The 16,944-nt window shown below is 59.7% G+C and carries 14 protein-coding genes and 2 tRNA genes; 11 read left to right on the plus strand and 5 right to left on the minus strand.

Translation table 11 applies throughout. The features are described from left to right. Positions 1-13 precede the first annotated feature (13 nt). From ACA073_RS21920 to ychF, 8 genes are all read left to right on the plus strand, one after another. On the plus strand, positions 14-1,738 hold the full coding sequence (locus ACA073_RS21920; RefSeq protein WP_497399435.1) for a tetratricopeptide repeat protein: 1,725 nt from the start codon (positions 14-16) through the stop codon (positions 1,736-1,738). A gap of 4 nt (positions 1,739-1,742) precedes the next feature. After that, positions 1,743-2,360 carry a lipoprotein insertase outer membrane protein LolB gene (gene lolB / locus ACA073_RS21925; protein WP_497399437.1) on the plus strand — a complete coding sequence of 206 codons (618 nt, stop codon included), beginning with the start codon at positions 1,743-1,745 and terminating at the stop codon, positions 2,358-2,360. 2 nt (positions 2,361-2,362) lie between these two features. Further along, a complete protein-coding gene (gene ispE, locus ACA073_RS21930; protein WP_497404184.1) occupies positions 2,363-3,214 on the plus strand; it encodes a 4-(cytidine 5'-diphospho)-2-C-methyl-D-erythritol kinase in 852 nt (283 codons plus the stop codon). A 36-nt stretch (positions 3,215-3,250) separates the two neighbouring features. Further along, a tRNA-Gln gene (locus tag ACA073_RS21935) sits at positions 3,251-3,325 on the plus strand. Between the two features lie 46 nt (positions 3,326-3,371). Then, positions 3,372-4,313 carry a ribose-phosphate pyrophosphokinase gene (locus ACA073_RS21940; protein WP_003208392.1) on the plus strand — a complete coding sequence of 314 codons (942 nt, stop codon included), beginning with the start codon at positions 3,372-3,374 and terminating at the stop codon, positions 4,311-4,313. A 141-nt stretch (positions 4,314-4,454) separates the two neighbouring features. Beyond that, positions 4,455-5,057 (plus strand): 50S ribosomal protein L25/general stress protein Ctc, encoded by a 603-nt coding sequence (locus tag ACA073_RS21945; RefSeq protein ID WP_274074158.1) that lies wholly within the window; start codon positions 4,455-4,457, stop codon positions 5,055-5,057. A 170-nt stretch (positions 5,058-5,227) separates the two neighbouring features. Beyond that, positions 5,228-5,812, plus strand: coding sequence for an aminoacyl-tRNA hydrolase (gene pth / locus ACA073_RS21950; protein WP_008037207.1), 585 nt, complete (start codon positions 5,228-5,230; stop codon positions 5,810-5,812). A gap of 22 nt (positions 5,813-5,834) precedes the next feature. After that, positions 5,835-6,935 (plus strand): redox-regulated ATPase YchF, encoded by a 1,101-nt coding sequence (ychF, locus tag ACA073_RS21955; protein ID WP_497399440.1) that lies wholly within the window; start codon positions 5,835-5,837, stop codon positions 6,933-6,935. 200 nt (positions 6,936-7,135) lie between these two features. Here ychF and ACA073_RS21960 read toward each other — a convergent pair whose 3' ends face one another. Beyond that, a complete protein-coding gene (locus ACA073_RS21960) occupies positions 7,136-8,353 on the minus strand; it encodes an MFS transporter (protein ID WP_497399442.1) in 1,218 nt (405 codons plus the stop codon). A gap of 323 nt (positions 8,354-8,676) precedes the next feature. On the opposite strand from ACA073_RS21960, the gene ACA073_RS21965 reads away from it, so the two are divergent. Both ACA073_RS21965 and ACA073_RS21970 read left to right on the plus strand, forming a co-directional pair. After that, the gene (locus ACA073_RS21965; RefSeq protein ID WP_497399444.1) at positions 8,677-10,734 is read left to right on the plus strand and encodes a methyl-accepting chemotaxis protein; all 2,058 of its coding nucleotides are present in this window, start codon (positions 8,677-8,679) and stop codon (positions 10,732-10,734) included. Positions 10,735-10,850: 116 nt separating this feature from the next. Then, positions 10,851-10,927: transfer RNA gene (locus ACA073_RS21970), tRNA-Met, on the plus strand. Between the two features lie 97 nt (positions 10,928-11,024). Here the strand turns inward: ACA073_RS21970 and ACA073_RS21975 are convergent. Beyond that, complete coding sequence (locus ACA073_RS21975) at positions 11,025-12,134, minus strand: DUF2817 domain-containing protein (RefSeq protein ID WP_497399446.1); 1,110 nt, start codon at positions 12,132-12,134, stop codon at positions 11,025-11,027. Positions 12,135-12,286: 152 nt separating this feature from the next. On the opposite strand from ACA073_RS21975, the gene ggt reads away from it, so the two are divergent. Next, positions 12,287-14,119 (plus strand): gamma-glutamyltransferase, encoded by a 1,833-nt coding sequence (gene ggt, locus ACA073_RS21980; protein ID WP_497399448.1) that lies wholly within the window; start codon positions 12,287-12,289, stop codon positions 14,117-14,119. A gap of 266 nt (positions 14,120-14,385) precedes the next feature. Here the strand turns inward: ggt and ddlA are convergent, their stop codons facing one another. The 3 genes from ddlA to ACA073_RS21995 form a co-directional block, all read right to left on the minus strand. After that, entirely contained in the window at positions 14,386-15,480 is a 1,095-nt protein-coding gene (ddlA, locus tag ACA073_RS21985) for a D-alanine--D-alanine ligase (RefSeq protein ID WP_497399450.1), read from the minus strand. Positions 15,481-15,490: 10 nt separating this feature from the next. Next, on the minus strand, positions 15,491-16,132 hold the full coding sequence (locus ACA073_RS21990; protein ID WP_497399452.1) for a LysE family translocator: 642 nt from the start codon (positions 16,130-16,132) through the stop codon (positions 15,491-15,493). Between the two features lie 134 nt (positions 16,133-16,266). Then, positions 16,267-16,866 carry a flavin reductase family protein gene (locus tag ACA073_RS21995; RefSeq protein ID WP_497399454.1) on the minus strand — a complete coding sequence of 200 codons (600 nt, stop codon included), beginning with the start codon at positions 16,864-16,866 and terminating at the stop codon, positions 16,267-16,269. Positions 16,867-16,944 lie beyond the last annotated feature (78 nt).

The following is a 16,944-nucleotide window of genomic DNA, read 5'->3' on the forward strand; positions in this document are numbered from 1 at the left end:
GTCCTCTTCCTATATGAATAGATCTTCCGCGTTGCTCCTCGCTTTTGTCTTCCTCAGCGGCTGCCAGGCTATGGCGCCCGTTTCGCCGGACGGTACGCCGCCGATCGAAGACAGCACTCCGGCCCCTGAAAAGCCCAAGGTCTACAGTTCATTCAGTGAAGAAACCGTCTTCAGCCTGTTGAGCGCCGAACTGGCTGGCCAGCGCAATCGTTTCGACATTGCCCTGGACAACTACGTGACCCAGGCCATCAACACCCAGGATCCGGGCATCTCCGAGCGGGCGTTCCGCATCGCCGAGTACCTGGGCGCCGACCAGGCGGCCCTGGACACCGCGCTGATCTGGGCGAAAAACGCCCCGGACGACCTCGAGGCGCAACGGGCCGCCGCCGTGCAACTGGCGCGAGCCGGGCGCTATGACGACTCCATGGTTTATATGGAGAAAGTCCTGCAAGGCAAGGGCGACACGCATTTCGACTTCCTCGCCTTGTCCGCGGCCGACACCGATCAGGAAACCCGCAACGGCCTGATGAAAAGTTTTGACCGTTTGCTGCAGCGCCATCCGCAAAACAGCCAGCTGCTTTTCGGCAAGGCCTTGTTGATGCAACAGGACGGCGACAGCAAAGGCGCGCTGGCCTTGCTGGAAGACAATCCACCGGACGACGGTGAAATCGCCCCGATTCTGCTGCGTGCACGCTTGCTGCAAACCCTCGATCGCGGCGATGAAGCGTTGCCGCTGCTGCAAAAAAGCATCAAGAAGTACCCGGACGACAAACGCCTGCGCCTGACTTACGCGCGCATGCTGGTTGAACAAAACCGCATGGACGACGCCAAGGCCGAGTTCTCGAGCCTGGTTCAGCAGTACCCGGAAGATGACGAACTGCGATATTCCCTGGCGCTGGTGTGCCTGGAAGGCAAGGCTTGGGACGAGGCCAAGGGTTACCTCGAAGACCTGATCGCCCGGGAAAGCCATGTCGACTCGGCCCATCTGAATCTCGGGCGCATCGCTGAAGAGCGCAACGATCCCCAGGGTGCACTGATCGAATACGCCCAGGTCGGCCCGGGTAACGACTATCTGCCGGCGCAATTGCGTCAGGCCGACATCCTGATGAACAACGGCAAGACCGCCGAAGCGCAAAGCCGCCTGGCGGCCGAGCGCGGTGAGCAGCCCGACTACGCGATTCAGTTGTACCTGATCGAAGCCGAAACCCTGTCCGCCAATAAACAGGGGGACAAGGCCTGGAATGTTCTGCACAAAGCCTTGCAGCAATACCCGGACGATCTGAATCTGCTGTACACCCGCGCCATGCAGGCGGAAAAACGCAATGACCTGGCACAGATGGAAAAAGACCTGCGCCTGATCATAAAGCGCGACCCGGACAACGCGATGGCGCTGAACGCCCTCGGTTACACCCTGTCCGACCGCACGACGCGTTACGCTGAAGCCAAGGCCCTGATCGAACAGGCGCACCAGATCACCCCGGAAGACCCGGCGGTACTCGACAGCCTCGGCTGGGTGAATTTCCGTCTGGGCAATCTCGATGAAGCCGAGCGATATCTGCGCCAGGCACTGGATCGCTTCCCCGATCAGGAAGTCGCGGCTCACCTGGGTGAAGTCCTGTGGGCCAATGGCAAACAACGGGAAGCCAAGCAAATCTGGGGCAAGTTCCTCAAGGCACAACCCGACAGCCCAATCCTGCGCGGCACCATCAAGCGCCTGACCGGATCAGAGACTCTTTAAAATCATGTTTTTGCGCCACTTCATCGTTTTCAGTTTTATCGCCCTGCTCGCCGGTTGCGCGGGCTTCGGCGCCCGCGAATCGGTACAGGGTCAGGGCGACGCCGGTCTGTGGCGCGTCCACAAAGAACAACTGACCAGCCTCGACGGCTGGCAGATCAACGGCAAGATCGGTATTCGCGCGCCAAAAGACTCAGGCAGCGGCACGCTGTTCTGGTTGCAGCGCCAGTCGTATTACGACATTCGCCTTTCGGGCCCTCTGGGTCGCGGCGCCGCACGCCTGACCGGACACCCCGGAAAGGTCTCGCTGGAAGTCGCCAATCAGGGGCGCTATGAAGCGCCGACGCCGGAAGTGCTGCTTGAAGAACAGCTCGGCTGGAAACTGCCGGTGTCGCATCTGGCCTGGTGGGTCCGCGGGCTCCCGGCGCCGGACAGCAAAAGTCGTCTGACACTGGATGCCGACAGCCGCCTGGCCAATCTGGATCAGGATGGCTGGCAGGTCGAATACCTGAGTTATGCCGAGCAAAACGGCTATTGGCTGCCCGAGCGGATCAAACTGCATGGCGCCGACCTTGACGTCACGCTGGTGATCAAGGAATGGCAACCTCGCAAACTGGGGCAATGAATATGACGACCCCACGCTTGACGCTGCCCTCCCCGGCCAAACTCAATCTGATGCTGCACATCCTCGGCCGCCGCGAAGACGGTTATCACGAGTTGCAGACGATTTTTCAGTTTCTCGACTACGGCGATGAAATTACTTTTGCCGTGCGTGACGACGGCGTGATTCAACTGCACACCGAATTCGACGGCGTTCCCCACGACAGCAATCTGATTGTTCGAGCCGCGAAAAAACTTCAGGAGCAATCCGGTTGTTCGCTCGGCATCGACATCTGGATCGAAAAAATTCTACCCATGGGCGGTGGCATCGGTGGCGGCAGTTCAAATGCCGCGACGACTTTGCTCGGCCTGAATCATCTCTGGCAACTGGGCTGGAATGAGGATCGACTGGCCGCACTGGGCCTGACGCTGGGGGCCGATGTCCCGGTTTTCGTGCGTGGCCACGCGGCTTTCGCCGAGGGCGTGGGGGAGAAACTCACCCCTGTAGACCCCGAAGAACCGTGGTATCTCGTGCTTGTGCCGCAAGTATCTGTAAGTACAGCAGAAATTTTTTCAGATCCGTTGTTGACACGTAACTCTTCTCCCATTAAAGTGCGCCCCGTTCCCAAGGGAAACAGTCGAAATGACTGCTTACCGGTGGTAGCAAGGCGTTATCCAGATGTACGTAACGCATTGAATTTGCTAGGTAAATTTACCGAAGCAAAACTCACCGGAACTGGAAGTTGTGTGTTTGGGGGCTTCCCAAGCAAAGCTGAAGCTGATAAAGTCTCGGCCCTTCTTACAGAGACCCTTACAGGGTTTGTAGCAAAAGGAAGCAACGTTTCGATGTTGCATCGCAAGCTGCAAAGTCTGCTCTAAAGGAACCGATTACTGGGTAATCGTTGCAACAGATACAGGGGCGTCGCCAAGCGGTAAGGCAGCAGGTTTTGATCCTGCCATGCGTTGGTTCGAATCCAGCCGCCCCTGCCATTTTCTAATACTCATCCAGGTTACCCTCAGCCTTCAGGTACTGCGCGTGTCCAAGATGATGGTCTTTACGGGGAACGCTAACCCCGATCTGGCTCGGCGTGTCGTACGTCAGCTGCATATCCCTCTCGGTGACATTTCTGTCGGTAAGTTCTCCGACGGCGAAATTACTGCCGAGATCAATGAAAACGTCCGCGGTAAAGATGTCTTCATTATTCAGCCGACTTGCGCTCCGACCAACGATAACCTGATGGAACTGGTAGTGATGGCTGATGCCTTCCGCCGCTCCTCGGCTACTCGTATCACTGCTGTTATTCCTTACTTTGGTTATGCCCGTCAGGATCGCCGTCCGCGTTCCGCACGTGTGGCTATCAGCGCGAAAGTCGTGGCTGACATGCTTACCGTAGTCGGCATCGACCGTGTTCTCACGGTTGATCTGCATGCTGACCAGATCCAGGGTTTCTTCGATATTCCGGTAGATAACATCTACGGCTCCCCGGTTCTGGTGGATGACATTGAAGATCAGCGCTTCGAAAACCTGATGATCGTGTCCCCGGACATTGGCGGCGTCGTGCGTGCACGTGCTGTTGCCAAATCCCTGGGCGTGGATCTCGGGATCATCGACAAACGCCGTGAGAAAGCCAATCACTCTGAAGTGATGCATATCATCGGTGATGTCGAAGGGCGTACCTGTATTCTGGTTGATGACATGGTCGATACCGCCGGCACACTGTGCCACGCGGCCAAGGCCCTGAAAGAGCATGGCGCCGCCAAGGTTTTCGCCTACTGCACACACCCTGTGCTGTCCGGTCGGGCGATCGAAAACATTGAAAATTCCATGCTGGACGAACTGGTGGTGACCAACACCATCCCGTTGTCCGCTGCTGCTCAAGCCTGCTCGCGTATCCGTCAACTGGATATCGCGCCGGTTGTTGCCGAAGCGGTCCGCCGCATCAGCAATGAAGAATCGATCAGCGCGATGTTCCGCTAAGGGCCCTGCCCTTCTCGAACATCTCGTTGACGAAAAGCGCCCCGCCCCGGCATTCCTGTCGGGGCGGGGCTTTTTTGCCCATATCGCCTTTAGCGCTGGTCGCAAACGCTGGGGCGAATGTGGTTATTTTGGAGATACAACATGAACGATTTTACTCTGAATGCTGAAGTGCGTTCCGACCTGGGGAAAGGTGCGAGCCGCCGCCTGCGTCGTCTCGCAAGCCTGGTACCAGCTGTAGTTTACGGTGGCGAAAAAGCCCCTGAATCCATCAGCATGCTGGCTAAAGAAGTTGCCAAACTGCTCGAAAACGAAGCGGCTTACAGCCACATCATCGAGCTGAACGTTGGCGGCACCAAGCAAAACGTAATCATCAAAGCTCTGCAACGTCACCCGGCCAAAGGCCACGTGATGCACGCTGACTTCGTACGCGTTGTAGCTGGCCAGAAACTGACCGCTATCGTGCCTGTACACTTTGTTGGTGAAGAAGCTCCGACCAAGAAAGGCGGCGAAATTTCGCACGTCGTTTCGGAAATCGAAGTGACCTGCCTGCCAAAAGACCTGCCTGAATTCATCGAAGTCGACCTGGCTAACGCCGAAATCGGCTCGATCATTCACCTGTCCGACCTCAAAGCCCCTAAAGGCGTTGAGTTTGTTGCTCTGGCACACGGCGATGACAAGGCTGTTGCCAACGTCCACGCTCCACGTGTTGCTCCAGAAGCTACTGAAGAAGGCGCAGCAGAGTAATTTACTCTGTAATGCCGGAGTGACCAGGTAACATCGCGGACTGGAACGTAGCGAGAAAGCGGGCGAGAACGCGGAGTTTACATAATGGTAAATGAGCACTTGTCGTCCACTTTCGCCGCACACCCAGATTGCGGCGATGTTATCCACCACTCCAAGGAAGGGCCCCTATCGTGACTGCCATCAAACTGATCGTTGGCCTGGGAAATCCAGGCGCTGAATACGAACAGACCCGGCATAACGCAGGGGCCCTTTTTGTTGAGCGCATCGCGAACGCACAAGGCGTGAACCTTGTGGCGGATCGCAAATATTTCGGCCTGACCGGGCGCTATTCGCATCAGGGTCAGGATGTTCGTCTGCTGATTCCCACCACGTACATGAACCGCAGCGGCCAGGCCGTAGCGGCTCTTGCCGGTTTCTTCCGCATCAAGCCCGAAGAAATCCTGGTGGCGCATGACGAACTCGACCTGCCTCCGGGCGTTGCCAAACTCAAACAGGGCGGCGGCCATGGCGGTCACAACGGGTTGCGCGACATCATCGCGCAACTGGGCAATCAGAATACCTTCTACCGCTTGCGGCTTGGCATTGGCCACCCGGGCGTAGCCAGTATGGTTTCAAATTTCGTCCTGGGTCGTGCGCCACGCGCCGAACAGGAAAAACTCGATGCCAGCATCGACTTTGCCCTCGGCGTGCTGCCGGATATCCTCGCCGGGGAATGGAACCGCGCGATGAAAAACCTGCACAGCCAGAAGGCCTGACTCTTATCCGAGGGGAAACACCATGGGATTCAATTGCGGCATCGTCGGCCTGCCTAACGTCGGCAAGTCCACCCTGTTCAACGCGCTGACCAAATCCGGGATCGCGGCCGAGAACTTCCCCTTCTGCACCATCGAGCCGAACACCGGTATCGTGCCGATGCCGGATTCGCGTCTGGAAGCCCTGGCAGCCATCGTCAATCCAAAGCGCATCCTGCCGACCACCATGGAATTCGTCGACATCGCGGGCCTCGTTGCCGGCGCCTCGAAAGGTGAAGGCCTGGGCAACAAATTCCTCGCCAACATCCGCGAGACCGATGCCATCGCCCACGTGGTCCGCTGCTTCGAAGACGAGAACGTGATCCACGTCTCCAACAGCGTCGACCCGAAACGCGACATCGAAATCATCGACCTGGAACTGATCTTCGCTGACCTCGACAGCTGCGAAAAGCAACTGCAGAAAGTCGCCCGCAACGCCAAGGGTGGTGACAAGGATGCCGTTGTCCAGAAGGGTCTGCTGGAGCAATTGATCGCTCACTTCACCCTCGGCAAGCCTGCGCGTACCCTGATGAAGAACATGGGGGCCGACGACAAAGCGGTGATTCGTGGCTTCCACCTGCTGACCACCAAGCCGGTCATGTACATCGCCAACGTCGCTGAAGACGGTTTCGAGAACAACCCGCTGCTGGACATCGTCAAAGCCATCGCCGAAGAAGAAGGCGCCATGGTGGTTCCGGTCTGCAACAAGATCGAAGCCGAAATCGCCGAACTGGAAGATGGCGAAGAGAAAGACATGTTCCTCGAAGCCCTGGGCCTCGAAGAGCCTGGCCTGAACCGCGTGATCCGCGCCGGCTACGAAATGCTGCACCTGCAGACCTACTTCACCGCCGGTGTCGAAGAAGTCCGCGCCTGGACCGTCCGCGTCGGTGCCACAGCACCACAAGCCGCTGGCGTGATCCACACCGACTTCGAAAAAGGCTTCATCCGCGCCGAAGTCATCGCCTACGACGACTTCATCCAGTACAAGGGCGAAGCCGGCACCAAAGAAGCCGGTAAATGGCGTCTGGAAGGCAAGGACTACATCGTGAAAGACGGCGACGTGATGCACTTCCGTTTCAACGTCTAAGTTTTTCAGAACGAAGCACCCGACCAAGAAAAAGCCGCGTTTGATACGCGGCTTTTTTGTGCCTGAGATATTTACCCGCTACACCACCGAACCAATGTGGGAGCGGGCTTGCTCGCGAAAGCGGTGTGTCAGTTGCATATATTTCGACTGACACTCCGCTTTCGCGAGCAAGCCCGCTCCCACATTCGATTTGTGTGGAGTCAGGGCTTTTTGGTTCTTGGCAGGAAGATCGCCAACACACCCAACAACGGCAGGAACGAACACAGGAAGTACACGTATTCGATGCCGTGAATGTCCGCCAAATGGCCGAGTAGTGCCGCGCCAATCCCGCCGAAGCCGAACATCAGCCCGAAAAACACCCCGGCAATCATCCCGACATTGCCCGGCACCAGCTCCTGCGCATACACCACGATGGCCGAGAACGCGGACGCCAGGATGAAACCGATCACCACGCTCAAGATGCGGGTCCAGAACAAATCAACGTGCGGCAAAATCAAGGTGAACGGCGCCACGCCCAGGATCGAAAACCAGATCACCGCCTTACGCCCGATCTTGTCGCCGATCGGTCCGCCGAAGAATGTCCCTGCCGCTACCGCCCCCAGAAACAGGAACAAATGCAGCTGCGAACTGGCGACCGACAGGTCGAATTTCTCGATCAGGTAGAAGGTGAAGTAGCTGGTGAAACTGGCCATGTAGAAATACTTGGAGAACACCAGCAACCCGAGCACCACCAGCGCACTGATGACGCGGCCCTTCGATAAACCATGCGTCGCCGCCTGACCTTGCTTGAGCTTGAACAGGCTCAGGTGGTTGGCATACCAGCGGCTGATCCGGTAGAGCACGAACAGCGCAAACACCGCGAACAATCCGAACCACGCCACATGACCCTGACCGAACGGAATGATGATCGCCGCCGCCAGTAATGGACCGAAGGCGGAGCCCGCGTTACCGCCGACCTGGAAAGTCGATTGCGCCAGGCCAAATCGCCCGCCCGAGGCCAGTCGCGCCACGCGAGACGCTTCCGGGTGAAAGGTCGACGAGCCGATGCCGATCAACCCCGCCGCCAGCAGAATCAATGGAAAGGTGCCGACCACCGACATCATCAAAATGCCAATCAATGTGCACACTGTCCCGGCCGGAAGCAGCCAGGGCTTGGGATGGCGATCCGTGTGATAACCGACCCACGGCTGCAACAGCGAAGCCGTCAACTGAAAGGTCAGAGTGATCAGGCCGACCTGGGTGAAGGTCAGCCCATAGTTGGCCTTGAGCATCGGGTAGATCGACGGCAGTACTGACTGAATCAGGTCGTTGATCAAATGCGCCAGCGCCACGGCGCCGATGATGCGCATGACCAGAGGGCTGCTTTGTGAAGTCGCGGATGCCGGCGGTGTGCCGGTCTGGGCATTGCTGATAGCCATGGGAGTTTCCGTACAGCAGATGGGTGCACGCGGGCAGGTGCATCAATGTGCCATTTTTTAGTGCAGAAGCGCCATCCCCTTAGCCTGCTAACGACTTCAAAAATTAACCTAATAGCGCAACGCCATGGTCTGAATCTTGCCTTGCTATTCCCCTTCAACGCGGCCCCTTACAAAGGGGACCGAGAATGGGAAGTTTCGCTACAGAGTCGGCCTACAGAGTTGACGAGGGTGGACTTTCGAGGCCTTAAAAAAGGGCACGAGTCGCGGTCGCAACGACTTCGACGCACGCAATTGGTGCGTGGTGTCCAGAGGAGTCATGGGGCATGCAGGCTTTTTTATCTCCGGGGATCGGGTTGCTGGGACGTTTCGGCTTCGCCCGAAAGTTTCAGCTGTTGTTTCTGCTGTTTATTCTGCCGCTCGCGGGCAGCCTGCTGATGATCGGCCAGGACTATCGCGCCAAACTGAACCTGATCTCCGGTGAGCGTGCCGGGGTCCGGCAACTGCTCGCGCTGGATGCGCTGAATAACCTGCTCGCCGCCCAGCGTGACCGCGCTGCACGCTGGCGTGCCACCGAGACCACCCGCCAGCCGACACCGGCCACTCTCGCGGCGATGGCTGCGTTCGATGCCGTTCAGCCGGCGGTCACCCAGGCCACCACGGACCTCGGCAACACGTTGCAAACCGAAGGCGCAGAGGGCGAAACCCTGGCCCGCTATCAAGCCCTGCAAACCGCGCTCAACGGCCTCGACTCGAAAAGCCTGAGCAGCGTCGGCTGGTGGCCGGACGGTTACGATCGTTTCACCAATGCCCTGAGCGCTCTGCAAGCCTTGCGCGAACAGATCGCCATGGACAATCGCCTGACACTGGCACCGTGGCTGGAAACCTACTTGCTGACGCAGATCTCCACGCAACACGCGCCGGACCTGATCGAACGGGTCGGCCGTCTCGCCAGCGTCGGCCAGGCGTCGGTGGTGTCGGGTCAGTTCACCCTGCAAAGCCGTCTGCAATTGCGCGACCTGCGCAGCCGCATCGGCGACGCCCGCGAGCAGCTTGTTAAAACGGCTAGCTTGCTGGAAGCGCGTCTGCCCAGCGCCTTGCAGACCTGGGCCGGTCAATACCATGACAGCCTCAAGCACCTCGACGCCGAGCTGAAAGTTCTCGATGACGGCGTGTTTGGCGGCAGTATCAAACTCAAACCCGAAGAGTTCGAACGCAATCTGGACAGCCTGCTCACCGACCTCGCTTCGTTGCGTCAGCAATCGTTGGTCTCGCTGGATCAGCGTCTGGATTACTACCACGGTTCGGCGATTCGCCAGTTCATTGTGGTGGCGGCGATCTTTGGTTGTCTGCTACTGGCCGCGCTGTACCTGTTCATCTGTTTGCAGGCCTCTATTCGCCGTAGCGCCAGCGGCATTACGCTGTTGGCCGAAGCGTTGCGCGACGGCAATCTGAGCCTGCAAGTGCCGGTTGAAGGCCGCGACGAACTGGCGGCGATCAGCACCGCGCTCAACGTCGCGGTGGTGCAACTGCGCAATAGTCTGTTGGGGGTCGATCACGAAACCTTGCAGCTGAGTAACGCGGTGCGCACGCTCAATCACCATTCCAGCGGCGCCTTGGGCGAGGTCGAAGCCCAGCAATTGCAGATCAGTCAGATCGCGGCGGCGGCAACGCAATTGGCCGCCACTTCCCTAGGGGTCGCCCAGAGTTGCGAACAGGCTTCCGGCAGCGCACAGCACACCCGGCGCATTGCAGCCGACAGCAGCCGTGACAGCCAACGCACCACCGCGAGCATTCAGCAGCTCAACCAGCGTTTGAACGACACGGCGGCGGCACTCGGGCGGGTCAGCGAACAAGGTCAGCAGATTCAGTTGGTGGTCGACACCATTCGCGGGGTCGCCGAGCAGACCAACCTGTTGGCGCTCAACGCGGCCATCGAAGCCGCTCGTGCGGGTGAACAGGGTCGCGGCTTTGCGGTGGTGGCCGACGAAGTGCGCAGCCTGTCGCAACGCACCCAATCGTCCACCGCGCAGATCGCCGGCACCGTCGACAGTTTGCGTAATACGGTAAATGAGGCCGTGAGCCTGATGGAAGCCGCCTGCGGCCAGGCGCAATCCGATGCGCAAGCGGTCACCGGCCTCGGCGAGCGACTGGGGGAAATTGCCAGCGCCGTGCAAAGCGTCACCGACACCCTGGCGCAGATCGCCACGGCAGTCGATGAGCAAGCGACCACTGCCGACGAAGTCAGCGGCAACATTCAGCAAGTCGATCAGGCCGCGGTGCGCTTGCTCGAAGGGGCGCGGGCGGTGAATCAGGCTGCAGACACCTTGAGCCAGGGCAGCAAGGCGCTGAGTGCCAATACCGGGAGATTCCAGCTCGGTTGACGCCCTCCCCTGGTCCCGTTTTTCGGCTCAGGTGGATAAGCGGTTGAAAGCGTAGAGAAATATTTTAGATTTATGCTTGACGCATCTGCATTACCGGTGAATAATGCGCGCCACTTGGCTACATAGCTCAGTTGGTTAGAGCATAGCATTCATAATGCTGGGGTCCGGGGTTCAAGTCCCTGTGTAGCCACCAAGTACTAAAAACGGCTTACCGAAAGGTAGGCCGTTTTTTTATGCCTCGAGAAAATTGGCCCGAACCACGAGCCGGTTTCGGGCAACGAACGCACGCTTCAGGAACGCATCACCGCCAACGCGGACAATGCCCGCTCCCAAATCTGCCACGTACGCAGCCAGACCATCGCCTGCCAGTCGCTGTCGGCGGGATAGAACTGCTCCAGCAAATTCAGTTTGATTTCACGCCCTACCGCCTCACTCGGATTGCCGTGCAGATGCAGCCAATGGTCGTCGCGCAAATGACGATGAACCTCTGCCCCCGGATACGTCCCGCACTCGATCACGAAGGGCATCAGTCGCACCTGCGGCAGCGCATCGATCAGCGCCTGCGAGGTGTAGCCGGTCGCCGTCGCCGCCACGCCGGTTTCGCTCAGCGTGTCAGCGCCGGTCAGCAGCGTGTAGAGCCACGGTCCGTAGATCGCCTGCGCATCCTGCAACGCTGGATAAGCGGACTCTGTGATGGTCAGCAACATCGGATGGCCGTACTCCCCGGCACCGGTGTGCAAGTCGAAGCACATCGCGACATCGGCGTGAGCAACATGCTTTTGAAGAATCTGGTGCAACGTACGGCTCGACCAGCTCGGCGCCCACCCACCGTAAAACAAGCCGTCGGGATGACTGTGCTGGCCGCCCTCGACAATTGACATCACCGCCGGCCAGCCGTGTTCGCGGATCTGCTGGTCGAGCAACGCATCGGCGCGATCACGCTCGGGGCCAGTCAACTCAGTGCAAGCATAGATTTCATGCAACGCGGCGTAAGCCTGATTGTCCGGCAGCGGACGTTCGAAGTTCAGGTGATTGCGGTTGAGGTCGATGTTGTCTTCGTTGACCCGGCGCAACCACGCCGTACCCCAGGGATTGATCAGATGGACAAACACCATGGCGACATCGGCCGGCAGTGAACGCTTGCCCAACTCCTGCATCCACTTGATCTGACAGCCCGAGCCATAGAAGCCTTCGACCCCGTGAGTGCCACTCAGCGCGATCAGCAAGCGCTTGGCGCCCGGATCACCGAGTACCGCCACATCGGTGCTCAACGGCTCACCGAACGGCCCTTTGAGCGGGTGCGGATACTCGGTCAGCGTCGCGCCGGCCGCGATCGCCGCCGCCAGAAATTGTTCACGCTGGGCGCCATAGCTTGGCTGTGAGGGGAAGTCGGTCTGCATGTCTGCCTCTTGTTGATTTTCTGACTCGTCTGCTGCCCTTGACCCTACAGAAAATCCGTCAATGGATGAAGGACAAAAACGTCCCGTGATTTGCGTCACTGGCTGTCGGCCGATAAAGTCCCCTGATCTTTCCCACGGACGGAGTGCCCCGCGTGATTTCAGTCTTTCACTGGATTCGCTATCGCCTGTCAGCCCTTTCGCTGATTGCCAGCGCATTAACCCTCGCTGCGTGCAACGCTCCGCCCGCTTCAACGTTGCCGCTCGCACCGGAAACTGCCTCGGGCTTTCGCACCGAGCTGCAATCCCGGCATGCCTCGAAACACATGGCGGCAGCAGCCAATCCACTCGCAGCCGAAGCCGGACGCGCGATGCTGCGTCAGGGCGGTTCGGCGATCGATGCCGCCATCGCCATGCAAGCGGTGCTGACGCTGGTCGAGCCGCAATCCTCGGGTATCGGCGGTGGTGCGTTGATCGTGCTCTGGGACGGCAAGACCGTGCGCACTTACGACGGTCGCGAAACCGCGCCGGCCGGTGCCACCGAGAAGCTATTCCTGCAAGCCGACGGCCAACCGATGCCGTTCACTCAGGCGCAGATTGGCGGTCGTTCCGTGGGCACGCCGGGCGTATTGCGGGCGCTGGAACTGGCCCATCAGAAACACGGGCGCCTGCCATGGGCGCAGTTGTTCGAGCCGGCGATCAAACTCGCGGAGCAAGGTTTTCCCATCTCGCCGCGCCTGCATCTGTTGATTGCTTCGGACTCGTCCATGCAGCGCTCGCCAGACATGATGGCGTACTTTCGGAACGCCGACGGCAGCCCGAAAGCCGTCGGCACTCAACTGAAAAACCCGGCGCTGGCCGCGGTGTTCAAACGCATCGCCAAGGAAGGTCCCAACGCGCTGTACAAGGGCCCCATCGCCCAGGAAATCGTCGCCAGGGTTCAGGGCCACGCCAACCCCGGCAGCCTGTCGCTGAACGACCTCAACGGCTACTCCGCCAAGGAACGTGCGCCGCTGTGCACTGATTACAAACGTTGGCAGGTCTGCGGCATGCCACCACCGTCATCGGGCGGAATCGCTGTGGCGCAGATCCTCGGCACCTTGCAGGCACTGGAAACCCGCGACCCGCGTTTCGCGCTGGCACCCTTGAAACCGGTCGAGAGCACCCGACCCGCAGGCATCGAACCGGCCCCTGAAGCCGTGCACCTGATCTCCGAAGCGGAGCGTCTCGCGTATGCCGACCGCGCGCTGTACGTCGCCGATAGCGACTTCGTGCCGGTCCCCGTCAAAGGCCTGGTGGACCCGACTTATCTGGCCAGCCGCGCCGCCCTGATTGGCGATCGCAGCATGGGCGTGGCAAAACCCGGCACGCCGCCGGGCATTCAGGTCGCCTACGCGCCGGACCGTTCGCCGCTACGCATTTCCACCTCGCAAGTGGTGGCGGTCGATGACTTGGGCGGTGCAGTGTCGATGACTACCACGGTCGAATCCGCGTTCGGCTCGCACCTGATGGTTCAGGGCTTTCTGCTCAACAACCAGATGACCGACTTCTCGTTCATCCCCGAAGAAAACGGACAGAAAGTCGCCAACCGCGTCGAACCCGGCAAACGCCCGCGCTCGTCCATGGCGCCCACGCTGATCTTCGACCGCCAGAGCGGCGAATTCCTCGCCACCCTCGGCTCACCCGGCGGCTCGCAAATCATTGAATACGTCGCCAAATCCACCATCGGCCTGCTCGACTGGAACCTCGACCCGCAAACCGCCATCAACCTGCCCAACTTCGGCAGCCGCAACGGCCCGACCGAACTGGAACAGGGGCAATTCAGTGCGGAGACGATTCAAGCGTTGAAGGACAACGGGCACAGCGTGACCGAAATCGACATGACCAGCGGTACTCAGGCGATTGTCCGGGTCAAGGATGCGCAGGGGAATGCATCGTTGGTGGGTGGAGCGGATCCGCGGCGCGAGGGGGAAGCGTTGGGGGATTGAGCCCTACACGGCATGGAAAGGGCTTACCGAAACCGGATGGTCCCGAAACGGTTGTGGGAGCGAGCCTGCTCGCGAAATCCACCGGTCCGCATCTGTAGGAGCGAGCTTGCTCGCGAAAAACGTCTGGAGATCGCGGTCATTCAGACAGCACTCGTTATCGTTGGCGATCATCGCTGGCAAGCCAGCTCCTACAGGGGAAATACGTTTGTTTGAGAGGCTGAGCAATCACAACCGGCGCCCGGCCCAGCTTGAATGGTCGCGCGCAGCTAGCGAGAAATCTTCAACGCCTGCCGCGCCTGGTGCTTCTCCAGCGCCAGCTCGATCAAACGGCTGACCAGCTCGCTGTAGGTCATGCCGGTGGCCTGCCACAGTTTGGGGTACATGCTGATGCGGGTGAAACCGGGCAGCGAGTTGATCTCGTTGATCAGCACTTCGCCGCTGTCGGTCAGGAACACATCGACCCGCGCCAGACCGGAACAGCCCAACACCTGAAATGCCTCGACGGCCAGGGCACGAATGCGCTCGCTGGCTTCGCTGCTGATGTGAGCCGGAACCACCACTTCAGCGGCCTGTGCGTCAATGTACTTGCTGTCGTAGGAATAGAACCCGCTGCGGATGACGATTTCGCCACAGCCGCTCGCGATGGCGTCTTCGTTGCCGAGCACCGCGCATTCGATCTCGCGGCCGCGGACGGCGGACTCGACCAGCACTTTCTCATCGAAACCCAAAGCCAGTTCAACCGCAACCCGGTATTCGGCCTCATCGTTGACCTTGCTCACGCCCACCGAAGAGCCCTGGTTCGCCGGTTTGACGAACAGCGGCAGACCGAGCTTCCCCTGGACCTCGGCGAATTCGGTGCGCGCTGCGGTGGCGCGGGTCAGGGTCACGAATGGCGTGACTGCCAACCCGGCGTCACGCAGCAGGCGTTTGCTGATGTCCTTGTCCATGCAAACCGCCGACCCCAGCACGTCGGAGCCGACAAACGGCAGATCAGCCATGCGCAGCAACCCTTGCAGGCAACCGTCCTCACCCAGGGTGCCGTGGACGATCGGAAAGATCACATCGACGTGGCCCAGCAGTTCCTGACTCGAGGTTTCCACCAGTTGCTGACTGGCCTTGCCCGGCACCACGGCGAGTTCGCGGTTGGACTGGTTGAGGGCGATCAGCGCCGGGTTTTCCTGGTTGAGCAGGAAGTCCGACGGGTCGTTGAGGTGCCAGTGACCCTGCTTGTCGATGCCGATCAGCACCGGTTCGAAGCGCGACCGATCCAGCGCATCGACGATATTTTTCGCCGATTGCAGCGACACTTCATGTTCAGCCGAACGGCCACCAAAAATAATCCCTACCCGCAGTTTGCTCATTCAGAACTCCTCAACGATTGGCCACCAGATGCGCACCGAACAGCAGGTAGCAACTGCCGGCAAAGCGATCCAGCCATTTACGCGAACGCTCATAAGCGCCCGCCATCCGGCGACTCGAAAACAGCAGCGCAACGCCGCTGTACCAACTGAAGGACAAGGTCGCCATGGTCAGCACGGCCAGCGCCAGCAACATCGGCGGCACGGACGCGGGCATGGCCGTCGCGAAGATGGTCGCGACGAACAAGGCGGATTTTGGATTGGTCATGTTGCCCAGAAACCCCTGGCCGTACACCGACAATAACGTGCGCCCCGCTCCGCCAATCGATCCGGAATTGTCCGCAACAATGGACGGTTTACGCCTGAACTGTTTCAAGCCCAGATAGATCAGGTAACAGCCACCGGCAATCTTGAAGCTCAGGTAGAGCGTCGGCGCCGCGCTGAACAACGACTTGATGCCCAACCCGCCCGCCAGCCCCCAGAGCACTGTGCCAGTGGCCACGCCCAGTGCGGCCACTACGCCGTGGCGCTTGGATTGACTGGCGGCCAGTTGCGCGATGTTGAAAAAATTCGGCCCCGGCGTCACCACCGCAACCGTCCACAACAGCGCCAGCGACAACAACGGAGCGGCGTAGCTCAGGTGGGATTGTTCCATGATGCGGGTCGCCTTCTTGGCTTCAGAGGATGGCCACACAGTGCAACATTTGCCTTCGATTTTCTACTCGCACGCGGCCTTCCATCGGCCAGAAGGCAGACGACCGGGCGCTGGGGTAACGTGAGTGTGAACGTTTACGGCTGCAAGACTTTACCCGCCACCGGATCACCGATTTTCAGGAAATGCCCGCCCGCCACGTGGTGCAAGGTGCGCAATGCATCGTGTCCCTCGAAGTGCCAGCGACCGTCGCTGAATACGCGCTCGTCCGCCTGGGCCGCGATCACTTCGGCCAGAAACAGATCGTACTGTTGGTGGTTGTTGGGTTCCGGCAACAATCGGCATTCCAGCCAGGCCACGCATCCCTCGAGCATTGGAGCGTCGATCAATTCGCCGCTGAAGGTAGGCAAGTCATAGGTCTGGAACTTGTCCCGACCCTGGTCCTGAGACAGTTCCAGGCCCGACGTCGAGCCGACGGTCTGCACGATATCGGCCTGGGTGGCGCAGGGCACGTTCAGCACGAATGTGCCCGACGCTTCCAGCAGTCGCCGGGTCCAGGTGGACTTGTCCAGCACCACGGCAATTTTAGGCGGTTCGAAATCCAGCGGCATGGCCCAGGCCGCCGCCATGATGTTGCGTTGCCCGTCATGGGCCGCGCTGACCAGCACGGTCGGCCCATGATTGAGCAGACGATAAGCCTTGGACAAGGGAACCGGGCGGCGGTGGGAAGCGCTCATGGGCATCTGCTCCTGGGAAAAGAGCCGATTGTAGCGATATCCCGCGATAGGGAGTTTGAACGGACGAAAAGATCGCAG

Source organism: Pseudomonas sp. LBUM1670 (assembly GCF_059695695.1).

What these genes read in the sequence shown, in the direction of transcription:
- ACA073_RS21990 (WP_497399452.1), bottom strand. Translation starts at nt 16,132, where the DNA reads ATGGAACAATCCCACCTGAGCTACGCCGCTCCGTTGTTGTCGCTGGCG.
- ACA073_RS21960 (WP_497399442.1), bottom strand. Translation starts at nt 8,353, where the DNA reads ATGGCTATCAGCAATGCCCAGACCGGCACACCGCCGGCATCCGCGACT.
- ACA073_RS21945 (WP_274074158.1), top strand. Translation starts at nt 4,455, where the DNA reads ATGAACGATTTTACTCTGAATGCTGAAGTGCGTTCCGACCTGGGGAAA.
- ddlA (WP_497399450.1), bottom strand. Translation starts at nt 15,480, where the DNA reads ATGAGCAAACTGCGGGTAGGGATTATTTTTGGTGGCCGTTCGGCTGAA.
- ACA073_RS21995 (WP_497399454.1), bottom strand. Translation starts at nt 16,866, where the DNA reads ATGAGCGCTTCCCACCGCCGCCCGGTTCCCTTGTCCAAGGCTTATCGT.
- ychF (WP_497399440.1), top strand. Translation starts at nt 5,835, where the DNA reads ATGGGATTCAATTGCGGCATCGTCGGCCTGCCTAACGTCGGCAAGTCC.
- ACA073_RS21975 (WP_497399446.1), bottom strand. Translation starts at nt 12,134, where the DNA reads ATGCAGACCGACTTCCCCTCACAGCCAAGCTATGGCGCCCAGCGTGAA.
- lolB (WP_497399437.1), top strand. Translation starts at nt 1,743, where the DNA reads ATGTTTTTGCGCCACTTCATCGTTTTCAGTTTTATCGCCCTGCTCGCC.
- ispE (WP_497404184.1), top strand. Translation starts at nt 2,363, where the DNA reads ATGACGACCCCACGCTTGACGCTGCCCTCCCCGGCCAAACTCAATCTG.
- ACA073_RS21965 (WP_497399444.1), top strand. Translation starts at nt 8,677, where the DNA reads ATGCAGGCTTTTTTATCTCCGGGGATCGGGTTGCTGGGACGTTTCGGC.
- ACA073_RS21920 (WP_497399435.1), top strand. Translation starts at nt 14, where the DNA reads ATGAATAGATCTTCCGCGTTGCTCCTCGCTTTTGTCTTCCTCAGCGGC.